Below are 24,913 nucleotides of genomic sequence, written 5' to 3'. Positions count from 1 at the left end.
CCTGTCATGGCTGAGGATTCCGCACGCGTCATCACGCTCGTCGTCGTCGACGACCACCCCGTCGTACGGGACGGTCTGCGCGGCATGTTCGATTCGGCCCCGGGGTTCCGGGTCCTCGGGGAGGCGTCGAACGGGGTGGACGGTGTCGATCTCGTGGCCCGGCTCGACCCCGATGTCGTGCTGATGGACCTGCGGATGCCGGGCGGCGGCGGAGTCGCCGCCATCGCCGAACTGACCCGCCGCGGTGACCGGTCCAAGGTGCTCGTCCTCACCACCTACGACACCGACTCCGACACCCTGCCCGCGATCGAGGCCGGTGCGACCGGCTATCTGCTCAAGGACGCCCCGCGCGACGAGTTGTTCAACGCCGTCCGAGCCGCGGCCGACGGCCGTACCGTCCTCTCGCCCGCCGTCGCCTCCCGCCTCGTCTCACGGGTGCGCACCCCGGCGGCCCCGGGCAACGACGCGCTGTCGGTCCGTGAGCGCGAGGTGCTCGCACTCGTCGCGAGGGGCACCTCGAACCGCGCGATAGCCGCCGAGCTGTTCATCAGCGAGGCCACGGTGAAGACCCACCTCACGCACATCTTCGCCAAGCTGGGCGCCAACGACCGTGCCGCCGCCGTCGCGATCGGCTACGACCGCGGCATCCTCGGCTGACCCCCGCTCCCGGCCGCTCACTCCCTGACCCGCAGCAGCAACACCGATCTCTCCGGCACGGTCAGTGTCCCGCCACCGGGATGGACGGTGCCGGGGGCCGCCTCCTGGTCCTCCCGCGAGGTGTCCAGGACGAGTTCGTAGCTCTGCGCCCAGGGCGGCCCGGGGAGCAGGAAGCCGGCCGGCCGGTGGTCCGCGTGCAGGATCGCCAGAAAGCTGTCGTCCGTGACCGGTTCGCCGCGCGCGTCCCGGCCGGGGATGTCGCGTCCGGAGAGATAGAGCCCGAGCGTGGCCGCCGGTGCGTACCAGTCCTGCTCCGTCATCTCCGCGCCCTGCCGGGTGAACCACGCCAGGTCCCGCAGCCCGTGGGCCGCTTGTGCCCGCCCGGAGAAGAACGCGCGACGGCGCAGCACCGGGTGGTTGTGGCGCAGGGTGAGCACCCGTGAGGTCAGTTCGGTCAGCGCCCGCCACTCGGGCTGTTCGAGCAGGGACCAGTCCACCCAGCCCACCTCGTTGTCCTGGCAGTAGGCGTTGTTGTTGCCGCCCTGCGTACGGCCCATCTCGTCGCCCGCGACCAGCATCGGCACCCCGGTGGACAGCAGCAGCGTGGTGAGCAGGTTGCGCAGCTGGCGGCGGCGCAGCGCGTTGACGCCGGGGTCGTCGCTCTCGCCCTCGGCGCCGCAGTTCCAGGACCGGTTGTCCGAGGTGCCGTCCCGGTTGTCCTCGCCGTTGGCCTCGTTGTGCTTCTGCTCGTAGCTGACCAGATCGCGCAGCGTGAAGCCGTCGTGCGCGGTGACGAAGTTGACCGAGGCGTACGGGCGCCGGCCGCCCCAGGCGTACAGATCGCTGGATCCGGTCAGCCGGTAGCCGAGATCCCGTACGTCGGGCAGGGCGCCGCGCCAGAAGTCCCGCACGGCGTCCCGGTAGTGGTCGTTCCACTCGGTCCACAGCGGGGGGAAGGCGCCCACCTGGTAGCCGCCGTTGCCGATGTCCCACGGCTCGGCGATCAGTTTCACCCGGCGCAGCACCGGGTCCTGGGCGATCACCGCGAGGAACGGGGAGAGCATGTCCACGTCGTGCATCGAACGGGCCAGCGCCGCCGCCAGATCGAAGCGGAATCCGTCGACGCCCATCTCCGTGACCCAGTAGCGCAGCGAGTCCGTGATCAGCCGCAGGACGTGCGGCTGGACCACGTGCAGGGTGTTGCCGCAGCCGGTGTAGTCCGCGTATCTGCGGGCGTCGGGCTGGAGGCGGTAGTAGCCGCGGTTGTCGATGCCGCGCAGTGACAGCATCGGACCCAGCTCGCTCGCCTCCGCGGTGTGGTTGTAGACCACGTCGAGGATCACCTCGATCCCGGCGTCGTGCAGGGCCCGCACCATCCGCTTGAATTCGCCGACCTGCTGGCCCGCGGTCCCGCTGGCGGAGTAGTCGGCGTGCGGGGCGAAGTAGCCGATGGAGTTGTAGCCCCAGTAGTTGCGCAGGCCGCGCCGGAGCAGATGGTCCTCGTGGGCGAACTGATGCACCGGCAGCAGTTCCACCGCCGTCACACCGAGCCGGAGCAGATGGTCCAGGGCGGCCGGATGGGCGAGACCGGCGTATGTGCCCCGCAGTTCCTCCGGGATTCCGGGGTGCAGCCTGGTGAAGCCGCGTACATGGAGCTCGTAGATGACGGAGTCCGCCCACGGGGTCTTGGGGCGGCGGTCCTCCGCCCAGTCGTCGTCGTCGTGGACGACGACCCCCTTGGGCACGTACGGAGCGGAGTCCCGCTCGTCGCGCACGGTGTCCGCGACCTGCTGGTGCGGCCAGTCCCTCACATGGCCGTACACCTCGGCCGGGAGGGTGAACGAGCCGTCCACGGCGCGGGCGTACGGATCGAGGAGCAGTTTCGCCGCGTTCCACCGGGCACCGGTCCAGGGGTCCCAGCGGCCGTGCACCCGGTAGCCGTACCGTCGGCCCGGCCGTACGCCCGGCACGAAACCGTGCCAGATCTCATGCGTCAGCTCGGTCAGCGCAAGGCGCGTCTCGCTTCCCTCCTCGTCGAAGAGGCAGAGCTCGACGGCCTCCGCGCCGCCCGCCCAGAGCGCGAAATTGGTGCCCGCCACTCGGTCGGGGCCCACCCGGAAGCGGGCTCCGAGCGGCGTCGGCGCGCCGGGCCACACGGTGGGCGGACGCCCCGTCACGGCCTGCCGCGCGCGCTCCCGCACGGGCGTCGGCTCCGTTTCCTGTACTGCTTCCTGCTCGGCTGCGCTCGACACCTGCTCGCCTCCCGCGGCTCGTGGGGACCCGCACCGAAGAGGGGCGCGCGGCGTCCCGGCCGCGGCTCCCCGAGTGTGGTCCTCCCCTCTGTTCTGCCCACACCCGCGCCCGCACTCACGTTTCCCCCGACCGGCCCCCGTCGTTGGGGGGACGTGAACCACGTAGCGAAGAGGGCGGTGGCGAACGCGGCCACCGTGCCGACATGGGCAGGACTGTTCGCCGTGCTGGCTCTGCTGAGCGGCTGCACCGGCACCGGAACCGTCTTCAGCGGGAAGGCGCGCTCCCCGCAGGACGCGATCCGGATCGTCCCGAGGGACGGGGCGAGCAACGTCGGTCCCGACGACCGGATGGAGGTGGAGGTCCCCGACGGGCGGCTGGAGAGCGTCAGGGTGACGCGGATCGAGGACGCGCACAGCCAGGAGGTACCGGGCCGGATCGCGCACGACGGCCGCTCCTGGACGCCGCGGGAAAAGTCGGGCCGGCTCGGGCTCGCCGCCAAGTACCGCGTCGACGCGGTCGCCCTGGACGGCGCCGGACACCGCTCGGCCCGCCACACCACCTTCACCACGGCCGTCCCCGAACACCGCTTCATCGGCTACTTCACACCGGAGAACCGGTCCACGGTCGGCACCGGAATGATCGTTTCCTTCAACTTCAGCCGCCCGGTCAGGAATCGCGCGGCCGTGCAGCGCGCCATCCGGGTGACCTCGGATCCGGCGGTCGAGGTGGTGGGGCACTGGTTCGGCGCCGGCCGCCTCGACTTCCGCCCCGCCGCCTACTGGGAGCCGGGCACCGAGGTCACCGTGATGGTGGGGCTGCGCGATGTGGAGGGCGCGCCGCACGTGTACGGATCCCAGAACAAGACGGTCTCCTTCGAGGTGGGCCGCTCCCAGATCTCCCGGGTGGACGCGGCCGCCCACACCATGGAGGTGCGCCGCGACGGCCGGCTCCTGTCCACGGTCCCGATCACGGCGGGCTACCCGGGCATGGAGACGTACAACGGCAAGATGGTGGTCAGCGAGATGTACGACGTGACCCGGATGGACGGCAGGACTGTCGGCTTCGGCGGCGAGTACGACATCAAGGACGTCCCGCACGCGCTCCGGCTCACCAACTCCGGCACCTTTCTGCACGGCAACTACTGGTCGGACGACGACGTCTTCGGCTCGACCAACGTCAGCCACGGCTGCGTCGGGCTGCGCGATGTGCAGGGCGGCGGCGACGACACCCCGGCCGGCCGGTTCTTCGACCGGACACTCATCGGCGACGTGATCGAGGTCGTCAACTCCAAGGACAAGCAGGTCGCACCGGACAACGGGCTCGGAGGCTGGAACCTGAGCTGGGCCCGGTGGAAGGCCGGCTCCGCCCTGCGCTGAGGCCCCGTCGGACCGTCCGGGGCCCGTCCGGCGCACGAGGACGGACCCCCGGCCGGCCCCGCGGCACCCCGTACCCCGTGTCACCTGGCGAAGTCCCGGACAACTTGGGACTGAACGGTGACATCCGCGGGGTCAACTCCTCCGGGTCGGTGTGATTATCTTTCGCTGAGCGCGCATGTGCAGCGCGCGGGGGTGGGGACCTGCGGGTTCCCAGGGCCTTGGCGGGGCCGGGCCGTGTGAGGGGAGACGAGCACATTGAACGGGCAGCCGATATCGGGGACATCGGCCGGGGTGAACAGCGGGCGGCGCGGGCGAGGAGCCACCGGAACGCTGGCTCTGGCACTGGGGGCGCTGTTGTTCCTGGTGACGGCCTGCGGCGGGGGAGACGCCGGTGACGCGGGCAAGGGCGGAAAGGCCGAGGACACCTCGGCCTCGCAGGCCGTGGTGACCGTCGCGCCGAAGGACGGCGCGGACTCCGTCGCCACCAGCGGGGCACTGAAGATCTCGGCCGCGCAGGGGAAGCTGACCACGGTCAAGGTCGCCGACCCCAAGGGGGCCGAGGTCGAGGGGAAGATCGCGGCGGACGGTGCGAGCTGGACGCCGGACCAGCATCTGGCCGCCGCGACCAAGTACAGCGTCCACGCGATCGCCAAGGACGCGAAGGGCCGTGAGTCGGCGAAGGACACCAGCTTCACGACGCTGGTCCCGCAGAACACCTTCATCGGGCAGTACACCCCGGAGGACGGCTCCACGGTCGGTGTGGGCATGCCCGTGTCGATCCACTTCACCCGGGGCATCACCGACCCGGCCGCGGTCGAGCAGGCCATCAAGGTGACGGCCGAGCCGTCCGTGCCGATCGAGGGCCACTGGTTCGGCAACGACCGGCTCGACTTCCGCCCCGACGCGTACTGGGCCGCCGGTACCAAGGTGACCGTGAAGCTCAACCTCGACGGCGTCGAGGGACGCCCCGGTGTCTACGGCAAGCAGGCCAAGACGATCTCCTTCACCATCGGCCGCAGCCAGGTCAGCACCGTCGACGCGAGCACGCACCGGATGAAAGTCGTCCGCGACGGCAAGCAGATCAAGGACATCCCGATCTCGGCGGGCGCCCCGGCGACCACCACGTACAACGGTCAGATGGTCATCAGCGAGAAGCTGAAGGTCACCCGGATGAACGGTGACACGGTGGGCTTCGGTGGCGAGTACGACATCAAGGACGTGCCGCACGCCATGCGCCTGTCCACCTCGGGGACCTTCATCCACGGCAACTACTGGGGCGGCGCCGGTGTCTTCGGCTCGGCCAACACCAGCCACGGCTGTGTCGGCCTCCAGGACGTGCGCGGCGCGTGGAGCAAGCAGACCTCGGCGGCCTGGTTCTTCGACAACTCGCTCATCGGCGACGTCGTGGTCGTGAAGAACTCGAAGGACCGGACGATCCAGCCGGACAACGGCCTCAACGGCTGGAACATGTCCTGGTCGGAGTGGACCAAGTAGCTCCCGTCGTACGGAAACACGAGCGGGCCCGGTGCTGTGACCGACAGCACCGGGCCCGCTCGCGTGAGCCCCGGTTAACCTGCCTCCCATGACCGTAACCCTCGAAGTACGCGACGGCGTCGGCACGATCCTGCTGGACCGCCCGCCCATGAACGCCCTGGACGTCGCCACCCAGGACCGGCTGCGTGAACTCGCCGAGGAGGCCACCGGGCGCGACGACGTCCGCGCCGTGGTCCTCTACGGCGGCGAGAAGGTGTTCGCGGCGGGCGCGGACATCAAGGAGATGCAGGCGATGGACCACACGGCGATGGTCGTACGGTCCAAGGCGCTGCAGGACTCCTTCACCGCGGTGGCCCGGATCCCCAAGCCGGTCGTTGCCGCAGTCACCGGCTACGCGCTGGGCGGCGGCTGCGAGCTGGCGCTCTGCGCCGACTACCGGATCGCCGCCGACAACGCCCGGCTGGGCCAGCCCGAGATCCTGCTCGGGCTGATCCCCGGCGCGGGCGGCACCCAGCGCCTCGCCCGGCTGATCGGCCCCTCCCGGGCCAAGGACCTGATCTTCACTGGCCGCCATGTGAAGGCCGAGGAGGCCCTGTCGATCGGTCTGGTGGACCGCGTGGTGCCCGCCGCCGAGGTGTACGAGCGGGCGCACGCCTGGGCCGCCGCGCTGGCGAAGGGACCGGCCCTCGCGCTGCGCGCCGCCAAGGAATCCGTCGACGCGGGCCTGGAGACGGACATCGACACCGGGCTCACGATCGAGCGGAATTGGTTCGCGGGTCTGTTCGCCACCGAGGACCGGGAGCGCGGAATGCGCAGCTTTGTGGAAGAGGGGCCGGGCAAGGCCAAATTCCTCTGACCGAACGACAGTTGGGCACGGGTTGACGCGGATTCATCCGTGCGGGCGGATTAGCCGGACCTTAAGGCAACCTTAAGGTCCGGCTGTCCGAGGCGGCTGGCGAACTCGTCCGGACGCGATATCCATGCAGGTCAGCATGGGTGTGAGAGGCCGCATTCTGCCACTGGCATATGCCTATCGACCTCTGCGGAATGATGTATTCCGGGGTGCGGATTCCCTCGGAACGGCCCCGGAGCGCCCGCCGTGCGGCCATGATGGTGCGCATGGCGGGCCTGGAGGGTATGGAGCAGCCGCGACCGCGCAGCGGCGCGACAGCGGCGCGGTGGATGCCGACCGTCGAGGACGAACAGGCGTTCAAGGCGCTGGAGTTGTTCGGGAATCCGGCGGAGGGCGAGGTCCGGCTGCCGTCCCGTCCCCAGTCCGCGGCCACCGCCCGGCGGCTCACCTCGTGCGTGGTGCTGCGCCAGTGGGCGCTCTCTCCGCAGACCGCCGAATACGCCGTGCTGCTCGTCTCGGAGCTCGTCGGCAACGCCGTGCGGCACACCGGCGCCCGGGTCTTCGGGTTACGGATGCTGCGCCGTCGTGGCTGGATCAGGATCGAGGTGCGCGACCCCTCGCGCGGGCTGCCCTGTCTGATGCCCGTCCAGGTGATGGACGTCAGTGGGCGCGGGCTGTTCCTCGTCGACAAGCTCTCCGACCGATGGGGCGTGGATCTGCTGCCGCGCGGCAAGACCACGTGGTTCGAGATGCGGATCTCCGACCGCTGACCCCGCGGGCCCGGACCGTATGCACAGAAGCCCCCGGTCCGCCGTGGTGGGGCGCTTCGGGGGCTGCTGTGTGGGGGCCGTGAAATGGGGGGTGTGTTCACGGCCGCTTGTGACGACCGGGCTCGGGTCGGTGCGGTCGTGTGACCGACTATGGCAGATGGGGGACCTCATCGCCAAAGGTGCAAACCGTGCATTAATGGACATCGGGGGGCGTTTCTCGGGTGAATCTTAGGTGCGATGGGTCACTTGCCTGGAAAAGCATGAATATTTATGGGATTCAGCGAATGATTCATTCGCGTTACCTATAAGTCTTCAATAATATCTTCTGACCGTTTCGTGCCTACTGTTCTGCACATGAACGCCTCCGACAGACCGGTGCACCGCCGCAGCGCCCTGCGCGCCGGAGCGGGGGCCGCCCTTGCCGGTGTCCTCACTGCCGGATGCGCGGACCATGGCGATGCCACCGTGTCGGCCGGGACCGCCTCGACCACCGAGAGCCCGCAGAGCTCCGCCACCGCGTCCACCGGGCACCCCGCCCCGCACCCCGCGCCCGCCCCGCGCCGCCTCCCCGGACAGCCGGCCCAGATCGAGCACGGCCCCCGCGACCGCGCCCGCGTCGCCCTCACCTTCCACGGCCAGGGCGACCCCGCCATCGCCCGGACCGTGCTCGCCGAGGTCGAGCGGGCCCACGCCCGGATCACCGTCCTCGCCGTCGGCAGCTGGCTCGACGAACACCCCGAGATGGCCCGCCGCATCCTCGACGGCGGGCACGACCTCGGCAACCACACCCAGCACCATGTCGACATCTCCTCGATGGGCGAGACCGAGGCGTACGAGGAGATCACCGGCTGCGCCCAGCGACTGCGCCGGCTCACCGGCTCCATCGGCACCTGGTTCCGGCCCTCGCGCGCCAGGTACGCCACCCCGCTCGTCCAGCGGCTCGCCGCCGCGGCGGGCTACCCGCACGTCCTCTCGTACGACGTGGACTCCCTCGACTTCACCTCTCCCGGCGCCGCGGCCGTCACCCGAAAGGTGGCCGGGGAGATCCGCAACGGATCGGTGGTGAGCCTGCACTTCGGCTACGCGGACACGGTCGCCGCCCTGCCTCTCCTCCTCACCGAAATCGACCGCCGCCGACTGCGCGCGGTGACGACCACGGAGCTGCTGACCTGATGCCTTCCTCCACCAAGCACACCGCGGCCCTGCTCGGGGGCGTCCTCCTCGCGGTACTCACCGGTTGTGGCTCCCCCGCCGAGAAGGGGAACGTCGAGGCCGTCGGCAGCGGGGCCGCCGTACCTCCCGGCAGGGCGGAGGGCCTCACCCCGCCCGCACCGCCGGGGCTGCCCGGCATGCCGCCGGTGCTCGACGCCAAGGACATCTACGCGGCCGACCGGCCGGGGAAGTTCTCCCCGGCCGTCAAGGGCTTCCCGTCCCGGGTGTACGTCCCCAACACCAACTCCGACACGGTGTCGGTGATCGACCCCGCGACATACAAGGTCATCAAGACCATCAAGGTCGGCCGCCAGCCGCAGCACGTCGTCCCGTCCTGGGACCTGAAGACCCTCTGGGTCAACAACGACATCGGTGACAGCCTCACGGCCGTCGATCCCGCCACCGGGAAGAAGGGCCGCACGGTACCCGTCTCCGACCCGTACAACCTCTACTTCACCCCCGACGGCAAGTACGCCGTGGTGATGGCCTCGATGGATCGTCAACTGGTCTTCCGCGACGCCCATACCATGAAGACCGTCAAGGCCGTCCCGGTCAAATGCGGGGGAGTCAACCACGCCGACTTCTCGACGGACGGCCGGTACTTCATCGTCTCCTGCGAGTTCTCCGGTGAACTCCTCAAGGTCGACACGGCGAAGATGGAGGTCGTCGCCCAGCAGAAACTGCCGTTCGGCGGCGCGATGCCGCAGGACGTGAAGCTGTCACCCGACGGCGGCACGTTCTACATCGCGGACATGATCGCGGACGGGGTGTGGGTCCTGGACGGCAAGAAGTTCACCACCCCGAAGCTGCTGCCCACCGGCAAGGGCGCCCACGGCCTCTACGTCAGCCGCGACTCCAAGGAGATGTACATCTCCAACCGGGGCGAGGGCACCATCTCCGTCTTCGACTTCGCCCAGCGCAAGCTGGTGAAGAAGTGGCGCCTGCCGCACGGCGGCAGCCCGGACATGGGCGGAGTCTCCGCGGACGGCAAGGTCCTCTGGCTGAGCGGCCGTTACAACTCCGAGGTGTACGCGATCGACACCGCCACCGGCAAACAGCTCGCCCGGATCCCGGTGGGCAGCGGCCCGCACGGACTCGCCGTCTACCCGCAGCCGGGCCGGTACTCGCTGGGCCACACCGGCGTCTTCCGCTGAATCCGCACGCCACCCGGGGACGTGCGCCCGCCCGGAGCCGCCCGGCCTGGACCGCTCACCCCGCGACCCACAGGGCCTCCGAGCCCACCGGCCGGTAGCCCGCCGTCTGGAACGTCCGCACACTGCGGGCGTTCCCCGGCGACTGCTGGGCCCACACCACCGAGTCCGGCACCAGATGCCGGGCCGCCCGCGCCAGCCGCTCGCCCAGGCGGCGGCCGCGTGCCTCCTCGGCCACCTCGATCGCTGTCTCCCAGCGCCCCGCGACGCCCCGGCCGAGGATCACCACACCGCCGTCGGCGGACCAGACCCGCACCTCGTCGCGGTACTTCATCGCCCGTGCCACCCGCGGATGCTCCGGGTCCTCGATCTCGCGCAGCGCGATCTCCGGCTCGCCCGGCAGCGCGTCCGCGACCGTGAGCAGATCGATGGTGTTCATGTGCCGGCCGCTCCGGGCCAGCAGCGCGCTCAGGAAGTACGGATTCATCGTCGCGGCGAGCGGGTCGCCGGGGGTGGCGGCCAGGACGGCCCGCACCCACCCCGGATCCTCGTCGGTGAACACCACCGAGTGCGCGGTGAACGCCAGCACGCCCGCGTCCCGTGTGTTGGGCTGCCCCACCACCGTCGTGGCCCCGTCCGCGGGCGGAAACCGTCCGTGGCCCGCGGCGGTCAGGATCCGTACCAGCGTGTCGTCCATCGGCGTCCCACTCCCCGGCCATGTCGCGGCCCGCCGGGCGGCGGACCCCCACCCATGATCGACGACCGGCCGCCGCGACCGCCATCCACCGGGCCCGTCAATCTGACCACCGTCAGTCAGACACTGGTCGGACTCCGACCAGGCACGGGTGTTGCATCATGAAGATCACGGCGGAACCGGTCGCGTCGGGCCGGTCCAGCCGCGAGCGCCGCCGCTGCCCGTCAGGAAGCGAAGAACCGTGACAGCGACTCCCGCCGGTCGACCTCCATCAGGTCGGGGCGGGTGTAGCGCTCCGCGCGGGCGTGGTAGTCGAAGTCGCCCCTGACCAGCCCGCGGTAGTCCTGCACGCACCGCTCCAGCGCGGCCCGGGTCGGGCCGTGGATCCCGGCCGCCTCTATTTCCTCGATCAGTTCCTTCTCGGCACGCCGGACCCGTTCCGCTATCTCCGCGAGCTGTGCCCCGGCCTCGTCGACCGCCTCCTGGAGAGTTGATCCGTGGTCGCGCTGAATGAGGCGTACCGCATTGTGCTCGTACCCGAGCAGTGCCTCCTTCTCGAAGGAGCAGATATCGTTGCAGAGCCCCGAATGATCGGTCACGGCGTTGCGCAGGGCGATATACGCCGGAAGGCTGCGGGCGGATTCCGGAAGGTCGATTCCGGCGGTGATCTCATGCAGGTCCAGGAAGGGCTGCATGGCCACCGAATCCCGCCGGTGCTTCACGAATTCGGACCTGGTCGGCACCTGCCCGGCGGCCCGTTCCACGGCCTCGGCGTAGTAGGTCCACAGCCAGGCGACCGTGTCCCGCCGGAACTGCCGGATCCAGCGCGTCGGACGGTCCGGGTACGTCCGGGCCCGCAGTCCCGCGAGCGCGTGCTCCATGGCGCCGCGCGGCGGGGCGCCGTCCAGCACGGTCACCAGCCGGTCGATCGCCGCCTCGCACATGCGTGGATCCCGTCCGGCGGGTCCGTCGTCGAACTCGTCATCGACGAGGAAGGCCCAGAAGAGCCACTGGCAGAAGAGATCGAGATGCTGCTGCGAAGCGGTGGGGAATATGAGCGATATCCAGAGTTCGGGTCTTGTCCGGATCATCTTCTTGCGGGCCACCGGAGAGAGTGTGAGGCCATTGGTTTCGGCCCATTCCCATGCGGCCTTCCTGGTCTCCTCGATGCCGGGGTTGCACCCGGCGCTCGGGAACGGCATATGAAACTCTGGCAGCGCGATCTGGCTCATTGATGCCCCTCGTCGAAACGATGCGGATGAACGATACGAGCGTCGATCTGATCGAATTCACGCGTCGAAGCCATGACGCACGGGGAGACGGGCCGCCCGTTCCCGAGCGATCCCGGCCGGAGGCTCACCGCAGGAGTCGAGGCGGTCATCCCTGCTCACTGTCCTCCGCCGGGGTCGGGGCATCGGGGCCGGGCTCGCGGGCCCGCGGTGGCGAACGCCCTTGGCGCAGGACGACAGCATCACCATGCGTGACTCCCAGTCAACCCCGAGTGGGCGAGGGAGGGAAGCCATGGGTGACCGGAATTGCGTGGTCGCCAGGGAGGCGTGAACAACTCTGAGCAGTCGGCGATCACGTCGCGCGATCGACGCACCGACCGTGCGGACGGCTGCGGAAATCATCGATTCTGCGCCATCCCGGTGCGGCCCTCGCGACGTCCCGGGCGAGGCCGATGAGCCCCCTGGCCCCGGGGGCCCGCCGCACATCAGGCTGAGAGGAGTTCAGGCGCCCTTCAGATGGCGCATCAGCCGCTCGAAGTCCTGCCACCCCGACAGGTCCGACGGGTCGCCCGGCAGCGGGTAGTACAGCGACGGACGGGTGCTCGGGCCGAGCTGGACCGGCGGCTCGGACAGCGGTGTGCGCCGGGCGCGGTCGCCGGGCATCTCGCGGACCTCCTCCGCGCCGAGCACGAAGGCCAGCGGGACACCGGGCCCCTCGAAGCGGGGCGGCACGGCCAGGTCGCGGCGGGCCTTGCGGAGCTGGATGAGCATCGACTGCAGGTGGTGACGGGTGGCGAGGACCTCCGCGGCCCGGGGCAGGGCGTCCAGCGGTGGCTCCTCGTCGGGGCCGTAGCCGAACGCCAGCGTGACGTCCTCCTCCACACCGGCCTTCGTACGGCTGATGCGGACCGTCGCCAGGCCCCGCCGGTCCGGGCCGCCGACCACCACGAGCCAGGTCGGCTCGGGCGCCCGCTCGTGGGCGACATCGGTCAGTCGGCGCAGCGACCAGGGCAGGTTGGCGGGCTCCGCGGTGCCCCAGCCGGCCGGCGCCTCACCGGTCAGCTCGCGCCACACCGACTCCAGGGCCCCGCCGAGCACCAGCCGGTCGTCCGCGGGGTGGACCGTGCGGAACGAGACGGCCAGCTGACGCTCGCCGGTGGTCGCGACCTCCTGATAGGCGGCGGCCACCGGGGTGCGCGGGTCCCCGGGCACCGGGTCGGCCGCCTCGATCGGCGAGAACAGCCCGTTCTGCCAACGCAGTACGGCACCGGACAGCCCGTCGTAGTAGCCGTCCTTCTCGTCCTGCACCACCCAGCGCGACGGCCAGCCGGTCAGGCTGTTGCGTACGGCGGGGGAGAGGGTGGCCCCCGGCGAGGTGACGATCTGGAGGCCCAGTTCGGCGTTGGCGGCGGCCCGGAACGCGTCCGAGAGCCAGGCCGTCATGGCGATCACCGGACGGTCCTGGATGACGACGGCCACCTTGTCGGTGAGGGCGTCCACGGCGGGCTGCGCGGCGGCGGGCGTGGGCGCCACACTCACACCGTCGGTCTTCACCACGGCGAGGGAACGCGCGGCCTCCGGCGGCCAGGCGGAACCCCCGGCCAGCGTGGCGAGCCGGGCCGCGAAGGTGCCCGCGAGCAGCTCGGCCTCCTCGACACCGGTGGTGGCACGGGCCTCCGTCCACCAGAAAGGAACCGGGGGAGCGGTGGCCCCGAGCAGCCGCTCGGCCTCGCCCGCGACCTGGACCAGCAGCGGTGCCTCGACGGAGACGAGCGGACGGCCCTGCTCGTCGCAGAGCTGCACGACGGCATCCTCGCCCGCCGTCCCCACCAGCTTGTCGGGGCCGCCCGAGAGCAGACCGGCGAGCACGGTCAACGGGTCGGGCATGCGCGGGGTGAGGGCGATGACGTCCTTGGTCATGTGGTCGGCCGTTCCTTCTTCGTCCGGGGTGCGGATGTGCTGCGTGCGGGGCGCGCCCCGCGGGTACGGGACGGCTCCCCGGTGCGTCACTCGGCGGTGTACACGGTCTGGATCAGGCGGTTGGGCCGGCCCCGCTGGATGAACACACCGCGGCCCGGCGGCTGCTGCGCGGCGTACACACCGGGGAACAGCTGACCCTCGCTGCGGTCGCCCGCCATCAGGAGCGCCGAGGCGCCCGACTCGCGCAGCCCCAGCACCAGCGGGTCGTACATGCCGCGCGACGCGCCCGCGACCCGGCGCGTCAGGACGAAGTGGAGCCCGATGTCGACCGCGGACGGGATGTACGGCAGGAACGGGTCGAGCGGCGCCTGGCCCGCGGTGGTCAGCACGTCGTAGTCGTCGACGAGGATCACGATCCGCGGACCGCTGCCCCAACTGCCGGGCTCCAGGTCCTCGGTGTCCGCCCGGTCGTCGGGCAGCCGCTTCTCCAGCTCGGTGGCGATACCGGCGGCGAGCCCGGCGCACATCTTGGGGTTGTACGCGTAACCGCCCCGGAACTCCTCCGGAATCGCGCCGCGCAGGCCGCGTCGCGGATCCATGACGGCGAAGACCAGCTCCTCCTCGCCGTAGCGCTCGATGAGCCCACCGGCGATGGTCTTCAGCAGGTTCGTCTTGCCGCACTCGCTGTCGCCCATGATCAGCAGATGCTGGTCGTGGTGGAACAGGTCGAGCAGGGCGGGCGCCAGCGCCGTCTGGTCCAGCCCGAGCGGCACCCGCCGGGGCTCGGCGACCGGGCCCGGCAGCAGATGCGGCTCCAGCACGTGCGGCAGGATCCGGACCGGCTGGGCGACCTCGCCGCTCCAGGTGGCGCGGACCGTGCGGGCCGTGTGCTCCAGGACGGCACCGAGGTCCGAGGTGTCGGCCAGCCCGTCCGTGCGCGCCAGCGCGACCTGCGCGAAGAGCTTGCCGTCGGTGAGGATGCGGCCCGGCTCGTCCGGCGACAGGGTCTGGGCGAGCTTGCGGTCGATGCTGGACTCGCTGGGGTCGTTGAGCCGCAGCTCGACCCGGGTGCCGAAGTTCGACTGGGTGGCGATGCGCACGTCGTTCCAGCGGAGCATGCCCGCGACGACATGGATGCCGTAGCCGCCACCGCGCTTGAGGATGTCGACGACGGCGTCGTCCAGCTCGTCGAAGTCGTCGCGCAGCGCGCCGAACCCGTCGATGACGAGCACGATCTCGGCCGACGCCAGCTGCGGCAGCCGGCCCGCGGCGTGCAGGGAACGCAACTGCTCCACGGAGTCGATGCTGTGCTCGCGGAACAGCTCCTCACGGATCGCGAGCATGCCCCGCACCTCCTCGACGGTACGGGCCGCGCGCTCCCGGTCCGCCCGGCCGGCCACCCCGCCCACGTGCGGCAGGCCCGACACGGCCTGGAGACCGCCACCGACCAGATCGAGGCCGTAGACGCCGACCTCCTGAGGGGTGTGGGTCAGCGAGATCGAGAGGGCGAGCGTGCGCAGGAGCGTGGTCTTGCCGGACTGTGGGCCGCCGATGATCGCGGCGTGACCACCCGCCACCGTCAGGTCCAGGTACCACTGGCCCTGCCACTGCTTGGTCGGGTCGTCCAGCAGCCCGAGCGGCACCTGGAGCGGGCCCCGCCGCTTGGCGAGCTGCATTCCGCGCGGGCCCACCTCCAGCGGACCCGCGACCTTGTCCAGGGCGATGGCGTCGGGCAGCGGAGGCAGCCAGATACGGCGCACCGGACCGGCCGCCTCGCGCAGCTGATCGACGATGACGCCCATCTCGGTCGGCCCGGTCTCCCGGCGCCGCGCCTTGGGCTCCTCGCTCGCGCTCTGCGGCTCGGCCAGGGTGTTGTAGGCCTCGTACTCCAGGGCGAGCGGACCGGAGTCGGCCTCCTCCGTACGTTCCACCGGACCCCGGTACGCGCCCGAGACGTAGCTCGCCTTGAAGCGCTCGTAATGGCTGGTGTCGACCTTCAGATAGCCGAACCCGGGCAGCGGCGGCAGATGGAAGGCGTCCGTGGTGTCCAGGACCGTACGGGACTCGTCGGCCGAGAAGGTGCGCAGACCGAGCCGGTACGAGAGATAGGTGTCCAGGCCCTTGAGCTTGCCGCCCTCGATGCGCTGGCTGGACAGCAGCAGATGCACCCCGATGGAGCGGCCGATGCGCCCGATCGACAGGAACAGATCGATGAAGTCGGGCTTGGCGGTCAGGAGTTCACCGAACTCGTCGATGACGACGAACAGATGCGGCAGCGGGTCCAGATCGGGCCGCCGGTCCGCGCGCAGCGCCGCGTAGTCGCCGATGTCGGCGACATTGCCCGCGTCCTTCAGGACCTGCTGGCGGCGCTTCACCTCACCGGCGAGCGAGGCGTGCACACGCTCGACGAGGCCCGCCTGGTTCTCCAGATTGGTGATGACACCGGCCACGTGCGGCAGGTCGGCGAACGGCGCGAAGGTCGCACCGCCCTTGTAGTCGACGAGGACCAGGGCGAGATCCTCCGGCGGATGCGTGGCCACCAGGGCCAGGACGAGGGTGCGCAGCAGCTCCGACTTGCCGGAACCCGTGGCGCCGACGCACAGCCCGTGCGGGCCCATGCCCAGCTCGGAGGACTCCTTCAGGTCGAGGAGCACCGGCTGGTGGGAGTCGCTGATGCCGATCGGCACGCGCAGGAAGGCCCGTTCGCCGCGCGGCGCCCACAGACGTGACAGATCGAGCTGCGCCACGTCGTCGATGCCGAGCAGGTCCGCGAAGTCGACGGGCCCCGACAGCGGGGCGTCGACGAGGGACTCGGCGGACAGCCGCATCGGCGCCAGCATCCGGGCCAGCCCCTCGGCGAACGGGATGCCGACCTCGTCCACGGTGCCGTGGGCACTGATCGGTTCCTGCTCCCGCAGATCCTCGATCACCACCCCGTCGCCGTCGACGGTGATCCGGACGCTGACGTGTCCCGGCTCCTGCACCCGGTGTTCGAGCAGATGCAGCACGCTGACGCTCATCTCGCGCAGCCCGACCGCGTCGTCCGGGCGCGGCAGATCGACGGCGTCCTCGCCGTGCCCGTCGGTGACGACGAGCAGCCGGGACGTCATGGACAGCGCGTCCTTGCCGGACAGGCCGCGCCGCACCTCGGCCGCGTACGAGGCGCGGCGGCGCAGCTCCGGGCCGATCTGACGGGCGAGCTGGGGCGCCGAGGGGGCGATCCGGCGCGCGGCGACGGGACCGTCGAACTGCTCCGGGTCGAGCAGGTGCGGCATCCACTTGGCCCACTCCCAGTCGGCCAGCCGGTCGCCGGGCACGGCGAGGGCCATCGCCACGTCGTCGGGGGCGTGGGTCGCGGCGGTCTGGACGAGCAGGGCGCGCGCGACGCGCAGGCAGTCCTCGCGCGGACCGATGACGCTGATGTTGCCGACCCGGTCGAGCGGGACGGTGAGCGGGAGTTCGGTGCCGGTACGGAAGCGGTCCATCAGCGCCGACGCCTCGTTGAGCATGAACGTGTCGGGCGGGGAGAGGACCGACGAGCCCTGCTGGGCGACCTTCAGATCGCGTACCGGCATCTCACCCGTGCCGACGCGCACCCGCAGGAAGTCGCCGTCGAGACGGCGGCGCTCCCACACCCGGGCCGGGTCGCGGACTATGTCGTACAGCGCGTGCGGCGGGGGGTTGAGGACATCGGCCCGTTCCGCCCGTTCGCGTTCCTCGACGGAGAGTTCCTCGCGCAGGTCCTCCAGATAGGCGAGGTAGGCCTCGCGCTGGGTGCGGCGGGTGCGCTGGGCCTTGCCGCGCTGGGAGAAGACGAGCGCGACGGACCCGATGACGGTGACGACGAGGATGATCGCGCCGAGCCCGGCGAACTGACTGTTGCGCACGACCGTCATCATCACGACGGACGACATCACACCGGCGACGGGCAACAGCGACATCGCGATGTTGCCCGACTTGCCCTCGGGCAGGTTCGGCGGGGCCTCGATGGTGCGTGCCTCGGAGGCGGCCGGCGGCCGGGTGGTCCTGGCCGGGCGGTGGATCAGTCGGGTACTCATCGTCGTCCGTCACTCGGGGTCGGGCTCGGCATCGGGGATCAGTGGGCGACCGGGGATCAGCGGTGCCGCCGACCGTCGTCGGTGGTGCCCCCGGTCGTGGTCAGTGGTGCTGCTGGGAGAGCCGGAACACGTCCGCGGCGAGACGGGTGGCGGCCTCCCTGGTCGCGTGCGCCAGGAGTTCGGTACGGATCGCGCCGCCGGCCGCCAGATGCCGGTCGTACGGCAGGACCTGGACGCCCGCTCCGGTCGCCTTGAGCTTCTCGGCGGCCTCGGCGAGGTCGAGTCCGGGATGTGGCACGAGTTCGCTGAGCACGACGACCGTGCCGGCGATCACCTGCCGAGGCAGCGACTGCATCCACTGCAGCACCGCGTACGTACTGGTGATGCCCTCCAGCGTGGCGGGGGCGGCCAGCACGCGGGCCTGCGCGGCGGACAGCGCGACCCGGGCGACCTCGGCGGGCAGCGTCTCGCAGTCGACGACGGTGACGCCGAAATAGCGGCGCAGCGAGACCATGACCCGCTCGTACGCCCTGCTGTCCAGCATCGCGCCGATCTGGCCCTGACTGCCGGGCAGCAGCCAGGCGTTGCCGGGGAGCTGCACGAGATAGCCGGTGATGTCCATCAGCGACATCTGCGGCTCGATGATGTCCGCCAGGTCGCCGGTGGTCCAGCGCAGCGTCTCGGCGCCGAGCCGCAGCGGCAGCGAACCGAGCGCCGGGTCGGCCTCGACGAAGAGGACCGGGTCCTGCCGGTAGTGCGCGTACGTGGTGCCGAGCAGCGCGGCGACGGTCGACTTGCCCGCGCCGCCCCGGATCGAGGTGACGGCGATCTGCCGGCCGGTCGTCACGGGCTGCTGGAGCATCTCGGCGGTGGCGGTGGTCCGGGCGACCTCGCGGGCGGCCGACGAGGACACGCTCACGCGCAGGGCGCGTGCCGCCCGAGCGGTGAAGGGCTCGCCACGGCGCGCCTTGCGGCCGACGGCGGCGAGGCCCTTGTCCACCACGGGCCGGGAGTCGGGCGTGCGGTGGGGGCGGGTGCCGGGGGTGTACGCGGCCTGGGCCTGGGCCGGTTGTGGCTGCTGCTGACCGACGGGGTGGGGCGCCGCCTGCTGCTGTCCGGCGGGGCCGGGGCGCTGAGGCGGCTGCGGCCGGTGCTGTTCGGGGTGGCCGGGATACGGGGCTGCCTGCTGCGCGTGCTGCTGTTCCTGCTGTCCGGAGTACGGGGCGGCCGGCTGCTGCTGTTGCTGGTGGCCGACCTGCTGCGGGGGCGTCCCGTACGTGGCGGCGCCCTGCGCGGGGAGGCCGGGGGCCGGCGCGGGATACGGCTGACCGCCCGGCCCCTGCGCGGGGGCACCGTACCCCTGCCCGCCGGGGCCCTGCGCGCTCTCCTGGGCGGCACCGCCCCGCATGGCGCGCAGCACATCGCCCTGCCAGTTGTCTTCGTTCGGCATGTCTGCCCTTCTTTTTCGCCCTGCTGCCCCGCCCGGAGCACCTGCGCGTCGAGTCAGAACTTGTTGAGCAGCTGTCCGTACACGCCGAACACACCGACGGCGAGCGGGAAGAGCCCCACCACGCCGATGGATTCGACCAGATCGGCCATGCGGCGCAGCCGGACCTGCACATGCTCGGGCGGCTGCACCGCCAGGACGAGCAGCGGCAGCACCGCGGCCACGCACAGCAGGGCGAGCGGCCCGGCACCCCCGGCGTGCCGCGTCCACAGCATGACGAGGCGCACGACCAGGATCGCGGCGGCGGCGAAGAGCGCCACGACCTCGGCGACCAACGGGAAGGCCCGTGCCCGGGAGAGCAGCACGAGGGCCACGAGCGAGGGGAGCGCCACGGTCCACACGGACGGTTTGTCCGCCAGGGTGAGCAGCCAGCCGCCCGCCGCCGCGGAGACCGCGGTGACCATCGTCGCGAGGGCCAGGCCGCGGTGGGTGGCCGCGAGCGCGTTGCCCACCTGGTGGCGGCTGACGGAAACGCCGCCGGAGCGGCGGTCGTCGAGGGCGGTGAGCCCGGACGCCGCCAGCGCGAGCCGGGGAAGCAGCCCGAGCAGCACCACGGAGAAGACGGCCATGACGGCGCCGAGCCGGGCCGGATCGTCCTGGACGGCGGCAACGGCCTCCCACACCACGACGATCGCGGTGGTCGCGGCGGCGCCGATGAGTCCGCCGCGGCCGAGCGGCGAGAAGTAGCCGAGCAGGACCAGCATCAGGACGAGCGCGCCCGCGACGGCCGCGAGCCGTGCCGTTCCCGACCAGTCGTAGGCGTCGGCGGCGGTCCACGCGGTGACGATGCCGAGGCTGCCGGAGGCGAGCAGGAGCGCGGTCGACAGGCCCCGGTTGCCCTGCCCGATCCTCGCGAAGAACGCACCGGCCGCCAGCAGGACGACCGTGGCGGCCACGAGGGCGCCGGTCAGCGCGTCGAGCGCGAACTCGCGGCGGGCGAGCAGCGCGGCGACCACCGCGAAGGCCACCGACGCCACACCCGCACTGGTCCGGCGCGCGGCGGGACGCCAGCGCCAGGCCTGCAGATCGAGGTCGTCGGCCACCAGATCGGTGACGTCGTGCACAACGGGAGCGGGCGGCGCGGAGTGGGCCCGGACGAGGCGCAGCACGGCGCCGTCCGCGATCCCGGCCGAGGACAGCGTGCTGTCGTGCGGCAGCGCGGAGCCGTCCGACGTGATCAACTGCCGTGTCATCGGACGCGCTGCGGCCCGGTCGTCCAGCAACTGAAGAATGTCCGGCAGCAGCTGCCCGATCGGCGTATCGGACGGCAGGACGATATCGGCCCGGCGTCGTTCGCCGACCAGGGTCACCCGGCTGAGCTGCGCTCGGGAAGTCGTTGCTGTGCTCACCACTTTACGGGAACCTATCATCGCGACGTTGGAGGAGTCGGGCAGCTTGGCGTGCCCATGCTACTAGCGCCTTCTCCGGCCCCTTTGTGAGGAACTCTTTCTGAATGGGCCGGAGTTATTGAGCTATTGGGGATTCTTCGTCGATTCCCCGTTTTTCTCCGGTTGTGGTGATTTCGCGGGCTGCTGGTACTGCTGCTCCTGGCGCTGCTGCTTCTGCTGCTCGGCCTTCTGCTTCTCCAGCATGTTCTGGACGAAGGACCACCCGACACATCCCGCGCACAGCACGGCCGCGATGGCGATCCCTGCGAACACCTTCCCGAGCCGCTCGTCCGCCGTACGCCGAGCCCGCTGCGCGCCGAACAGCAGCGCGTCCCGCATCCTGCGTCGGCGTACCGCCACCGACTCCAGAAGCTGGCTGTCGTAATCCCGTGCCATTCGTCTCGTCGTCCGTTGCCTCAGTCGTACGTGGTGTCGGTCGTGGTCGCTACGTCAACGGCCCTCGGCGCGAGGAACGGCGGCCGGGGCCGGGTCTCTTCCGTGCATTCCGGGGGAGCGGCATATTCCGCATCAGTCGGCGGGCACCGTACGGGAAACCCCTATTTCACTCCTGCAACATAAGGCATGGGCGAGCAGGCAGTACAGCCCGGGTTGCGGCACGAGCGAGCACGGCGAACGCGCATTCCGTATGCGTCAGGGATCGTCCCGCGGACCGTCGGCCACGGCCTCGTACCAAGCGCACAACGACTCGGCCACGGCGTCGAGAAGACCGCTCTGCGCCGCCTGGGCGATCGTCCCGTCGGAGAACCGTTCCCCGCGTACCACGGCCGTGGCCGCGCGCACCGCGTCGGCCGGACTCAGCCGTCCGTCGGCGGGCACGGCCGGCGGCGGGTTGTCCTGCCACAGGTACGCGGGCGTCACCGCGCCGACGGCGGACAGTGCGCGCACCAGGCGTCGGAGCCGCTCGCTGTGGAGCGGGTGGCTCATCCGCCAGGTGCCGTCGGGCTGCTGCCCGCCCTCGGACCACCGCACGACGTGGTCCTCGTCCGTGAGCCCGGCGAGCGCCTCCCTCAACTCGCGCCATGCGTCGGCGTTCTCGCAGTCGAGCTGAGCCAGCAGACGCCGGTTGTCGGCCTCGGTTACGACACGGGCCAGCTCCGTGAGCGAGGCCAGGGACGGGGCCGTCGTCAGGGAGCCCGGGACGACATGACTGACGCGCCTCGGGTCCGAGCCACGGGCCAGCTCGGCGAGCGCGGCCGTGGGAAGGAGCCCGCGCGCCTTGGCCGTGTTGAGCTTTGCGGACCATTCGAGCCCCTCGCTGAACCCGGTCCGGTCACCGGCGGGCCGCAGGCACCAACCGGCGGCGTCGTCCTCGTCGTTGGCCCACAGGTAGCCCATCGGCTCGCCGCAGGCGTCGGCGACGGTGAGGTGATGAACCGGCTTGTCGGTCTCGGCGCGGTAGCGCGGTGCCTCGGGTTCGTACGTCATGGTCAGCTCGCGGCGGCGAGACTCCTGACCACATCGACGTTCGGCGCCTCGGTCAGGGAGCCGGGCACGACATGGCTGCTCTTCGAAGGGTCCGATTCCTTGATCATCTCTGCCAGGGCAGCCGTCGGGGTGATACCCCGGGCCTTCGCGTCGTGGAGCTTCCGGGCCCACCTCGCACCCTTGTTGAACGCCTCGTCGCCGCCCGCCTTGCGGACCAGCCACCCGGCGGCGTCGTCCTCGTCGTTCGCCCATACGTAGCCGATCGCCTCGCCGTCCCTGTCCGCCACGGTCAGGTACTGGACCGGTTTGTGGGACTGGGAGCTGTAGCGCGGCGGCCCGCCGGGCGCCTCGTTGAACAACAGATCCTCGTTCAGTCGCGGATTGGGCCGCTGCTCGCTGCTCATTCGTGTACCACTCCCTTATTCGGCGGCAGGACTTCCCCGTAGACCTGGACCTGGCCATTCTCCATAAAGACGCGGGTCACCTTGAACTCGGAACCGCGGGCCAGGAGCAGCTCCCGCTCCGACACGTCGAACTTGGAGACCTTCTCCAGCCACAGGGCGGGCGTCCCCTTCGGCACGCGGAGGTGCAGGATCGCCTCCTTGCCGGCGAAGCCGGACACCGGGTGGTTGCCGAGGGACGTGGAGGTGTAGCCCTTGTCCGGGTACGTCTTGCCCAGCATGTCGAGCGGGGAGTCCAGCTCGAGGTGGCCCAGTCCCGTACCCCGGACGACCATGATGTCGTCGGGCACGGGACGCGTCGACATGACCCTGTCCATCTCGGCAATGTCGTGCAGCACCTCCGGCTTCGGACCGAATCCCGGAGTGCCGCGCAGATGACCGTTCATGTCGTGGTACGACGGGAACGTCTCACCGGTGTAGTCCCAGAGAGCCTGCTTCGCGGACGGGTCCAGATTGTCCACGTAGTCGTTCCAGTAGTCCTGGCCGTACTTGATCGCCGCCGTGTCGTTGGCGAACGGGACCGTGCCCTCGGTGAGTTCGGCCGCGGCGACGCGGTGCTTCTCGGCCGTCGTGAGGTCGTCGAAGTCGTCGGCGGAGATGTGCGGGGTGTACTTGAAACCGTCACCCGGACCGCCGTTCCCCACCCCGTCCCCACCGTGGTGGCCGGCCGTCGTCGCGTCGTCGGCGCCGTGTGTGAGGTCGTCGGCGGCGCCGTGCGGGTCGACGTGGCTGCCGTGGTCGCCGGCGTGGGCCGCGTCGTCGGCGTGCGCGGCCACGTCGTCCGCGTGCCCGCCGTGCGAGGTGTCGTGGCCGCCACCGTGCGAACCGTCGTGCCCGTGCATGCCCGGTCCGTCGTGGCCCGGGGTGTGCGGGGCGTCCGGGGTGTGCGGGTTGCCGTGGGGCAGGTCGTGACCCGGCCCGTGCGGGCCGGTGGGCGGCAGATCGTGCCCCGGAGCCGTGTGACCGGGGATGTCGTGCCCGGCGCCTGCGGGGAAGTGGTTGGTGGGAACGTGACTGCCGACGCCGCCCGGCATGTGGCCGGGGGTGCCGTCCGGTACGTGGCTCGCCGGGTCGAAGTGTGCCGGGGCGGGGCCGAACGATCCGTTCGGTACGTGGTTGGGTACTCCGCCCGGCACATGGCTGCCCGGACCGTACGGCACATGGTCGAAGCCGCCGCCGGGGGTGTGCGGCGCCATGTCGGGGAAGCCGCTTCCCGCGTGGACGCCCGTCGGCACCGGCTGCTGTATCTGCCAGGACGACGGCAGGCCCGATGTATGGGGGACCGTGTCGTGCGGGATCGGGGTCGTGTCGACCACGCCGTTCGGGGCGACCAGATTGCCGTTGGGCTCCAGGAGACGACCGTCGGGCAACTGCACCGAACCGTCAGGGAGTTTGGGGATCTCGATGTTGCTGATGCCTTTGAGGCTCTTGGTGATGTCGCCGATCTTGGAGAGGCCGGCGCCGGCGCCCTTGGCGATGTAGGTCATCGGGTCGATGACCTTGCCCGCCTTCCCCGCGACGGACAGCACCTTCGCGACCGCACCCGCTTTCCCCGCACCTGCGGCGGCGCCGCCGGCGCCGCCGGTGAAGACGGTGGTCAGGACGTTGAAGGTGACGGCTCCGGCGGCTCGGCCGGGGTTCTTGCCCCACTCGTCCCAGGCGACCAGGGCTTTGCCGGTCTCCTTCATCGCGGTGCGTGAGTCACGCAGCCAGGAGGGGAGTTTGTCGTCGGGCAGTGCCCAGAACAGGGTGCCCGCGCCGGGGATCGCGGTGATCACGAGGCCGGTGGCGAGCTGGGCCAGTCCTTTCCACGCCTGGCCCATGGCGTCCCAGCCACCGAAACCGACGAGGGTGCCCAGGCCCTTGATGGTGCCCCATACTCCGTCGACGATCAGCCCGTCCCAGACGAACGACTTGACCCAGTGCCCGACTTCCCAGACATGGTGCTTCTCCTCGACCGGGTCGCCCCAGGGGAGCTTGGCGTTCTTCAGGTCGTCCGCGTTGAACCCGTACTGGTCCTTGCGTTCGGATCCGTCGCCCGCGACCATCTGGACGCCGCCGGGGATCAGGGCGGTGATCTTGTTGTGGCAGGTGCGCTCGGCGGCCCAGAACGCGGCGACGGTCGCGGTGATGTCGTCGCGGAGCTGGTTGTGCTCATCGACCTTGTCCTCGTCGTATTCCCAGTCGTCGTCGTCCTTGTTCGCGTTCACGAACTTCGTCGCGTCCGCCTTCAGCTGCTCCAGCTTCGTGACCAGCGGGCGGATCTCCGTCGCGTAGTCCGACAACGAGGAGGCGACCTTCTCCAGATCGTCCGCGAACCCGTCGGCACGGTCCTTGACGGGCTTCGTGGACGCGAACAGCTGCTCGGCCTCGGGGGCCTTGTAATAGGCGGACAGGCCCTGGAAATGGGTGTGGACGGACGATCCGGTGTCCCGGATGTGCCC

The 24,913-nt window shown here is 70.9% G+C and carries 18 protein-coding genes; 7 read left to right on the top strand and 11 right to left on the bottom strand.

The genetic code is table 11. The features are described from left to right. Positions 1-6: 6 nt before the first annotated feature. The gene (locus ABZ826_RS01540) at positions 7-657 is read left to right on the top strand and encodes a response regulator transcription factor (RefSeq protein ID WP_361440496.1); all 651 of its coding nucleotides are present in this window, start codon (positions 7-9) and stop codon (positions 655-657) included. Between the two features lie 17 nt (positions 658-674). On the opposite strand, the gene glgX is transcribed toward ABZ826_RS01540, so the two are convergent. Continuing rightward, positions 675-2,909: a glycogen debranching protein GlgX gene (gene glgX / locus ABZ826_RS01535; RefSeq protein WP_361440493.1), complete on the bottom strand. Its 2,235-nt coding sequence runs from the start codon at positions 2,907-2,909 to the stop codon at positions 675-677. Between the two features lie 153 nt (positions 2,910-3,062). Here glgX and ABZ826_RS01530 point away from each other — a divergent pair, with 153 nt between their 5' ends. The 6 genes from ABZ826_RS01530 to ABZ826_RS01505 all read left to right on the top strand — a co-directional run bounded on the left by ABZ826_RS01530 (position 3,063) and on the right by ABZ826_RS01505 (position 9,769). After that, entirely contained in the window at positions 3,063-4,286 is a 1,224-nt protein-coding gene (locus ABZ826_RS01530; protein WP_361440490.1) for an Ig-like domain-containing protein, read from the top strand. 255 nt (positions 4,287-4,541) lie between these two features. After that, positions 4,542-5,780: an Ig-like domain-containing protein gene (locus tag ABZ826_RS01525; protein ID WP_361440487.1), complete on the top strand. Its 1,239-nt coding sequence runs from the start codon at positions 4,542-4,544 to the stop codon at positions 5,778-5,780. An 88-nt stretch (positions 5,781-5,868) separates the two neighbouring features. Beyond that, positions 5,869-6,636, top strand: a complete 768-nt coding sequence (locus tag ABZ826_RS01520; protein ID WP_361440484.1) for an enoyl-CoA hydratase-related protein — start codon at positions 5,869-5,871, stop codon at positions 6,634-6,636. Positions 6,637-6,887: 251 nt separating this feature from the next. Beyond that, on the top strand, positions 6,888-7,403 hold the full coding sequence (locus tag ABZ826_RS01515; RefSeq protein WP_361441118.1) for an ATP-binding protein: 516 nt from the start codon (positions 6,888-6,890) through the stop codon (positions 7,401-7,403). A gap of 354 nt (positions 7,404-7,757) precedes the next feature. After that, positions 7,758-8,576 carry a polysaccharide deacetylase family protein gene (locus tag ABZ826_RS01510; protein ID WP_361440481.1) on the top strand — a complete coding sequence of 273 codons (819 nt, stop codon included), beginning with the start codon at positions 7,758-7,760 and terminating at the stop codon, positions 8,574-8,576. Then, positions 8,576-9,769, top strand: a complete 1,194-nt coding sequence (locus ABZ826_RS01505) for a hypothetical protein (RefSeq protein WP_361440478.1) — start codon at positions 8,576-8,578, stop codon at positions 9,767-9,769. The genes ABZ826_RS01510 and ABZ826_RS01505 overlap by 1 nt, the downstream gene beginning before the upstream one ends. A gap of 55 nt (positions 9,770-9,824) precedes the next feature. Here the strand turns inward: ABZ826_RS01505 and ABZ826_RS01500 are convergent, their stop codons facing one another. From ABZ826_RS01500 to ABZ826_RS01455, 10 genes are all read right to left on the bottom strand, one after another. After that, positions 9,825-10,463, bottom strand: coding sequence for a GNAT family N-acetyltransferase (locus tag ABZ826_RS01500; protein WP_361440475.1), 639 nt, complete (start codon positions 10,461-10,463; stop codon positions 9,825-9,827). Positions 10,464-10,684: 221 nt separating this feature from the next. Then, positions 10,685-11,662 (bottom strand): terpene synthase family protein, encoded by a 978-nt coding sequence (locus ABZ826_RS01495; RefSeq protein ID WP_361441116.1) that lies wholly within the window; start codon positions 11,660-11,662, stop codon positions 10,685-10,687. Positions 11,663-12,190: 528 nt separating this feature from the next. Further along, positions 12,191-13,609, bottom strand: a complete 1,419-nt coding sequence (locus tag ABZ826_RS01490; protein WP_361440472.1) for a DUF6177 family protein — start codon at positions 13,607-13,609, stop codon at positions 12,191-12,193. Positions 13,610-13,695: 86 nt separating this feature from the next. Beyond that, complete coding sequence (eccCa, locus tag ABZ826_RS01485; protein ID WP_361440469.1) at positions 13,696-17,667, bottom strand: type VII secretion protein EccCa; 3,972 nt, start codon at positions 17,665-17,667, stop codon at positions 13,696-13,698. 100 nt (positions 17,668-17,767) lie between these two features. Continuing rightward, complete coding sequence (locus ABZ826_RS01480; RefSeq protein ID WP_361440466.1) at positions 17,768-19,117, bottom strand: MinD/ParA family protein; 1,350 nt, start codon at positions 19,115-19,117, stop codon at positions 17,768-17,770. Positions 19,118-19,170: 53 nt separating this feature from the next. After that, complete coding sequence (gene eccD / locus ABZ826_RS01475) at positions 19,171-20,544, bottom strand: type VII secretion integral membrane protein EccD (protein WP_361440463.1); 1,374 nt, start codon at positions 20,542-20,544, stop codon at positions 19,171-19,173. Positions 20,545-20,646: 102 nt separating this feature from the next. Further along, positions 20,647-20,958, bottom strand: coding sequence for a hypothetical protein (locus ABZ826_RS01470; RefSeq protein WP_361440460.1), 312 nt, complete (start codon positions 20,956-20,958; stop codon positions 20,647-20,649). Between the two features lie 255 nt (positions 20,959-21,213). After that, on the bottom strand, positions 21,214-22,008 hold the full coding sequence (locus ABZ826_RS01465; RefSeq protein WP_361440457.1) for a DUF6508 domain-containing protein: 795 nt from the start codon (positions 22,006-22,008) through the stop codon (positions 21,214-21,216). 2 nt (positions 22,009-22,010) lie between these two features. Next, positions 22,011-22,412: a hypothetical protein gene (locus tag ABZ826_RS01460; protein ID WP_361440454.1), complete on the bottom strand. Its 402-nt coding sequence runs from the start codon at positions 22,410-22,412 to the stop codon at positions 22,011-22,013. Then, positions 22,409-24,913: ADP-ribosyltransferase (locus tag ABZ826_RS01455; protein WP_361440451.1), on the bottom strand; the 2,505-nt coding region annotated here is incomplete at its 5' end. The genes ABZ826_RS01460 and ABZ826_RS01455, both read right to left, overlap by 4 nt.

This window comes from Streptomyces sp. NPDC047515 (assembly GCF_040643055.1).
Taxonomy (GTDB): Bacteria; Actinomycetota; Actinomycetes; order Streptomycetales; family Streptomycetaceae; genus Streptomyces.
The sequence above is the reverse complement of the archived record's forward strand: the minus strand, read 5'-3'. Positions and strand labels throughout refer to the sequence as shown.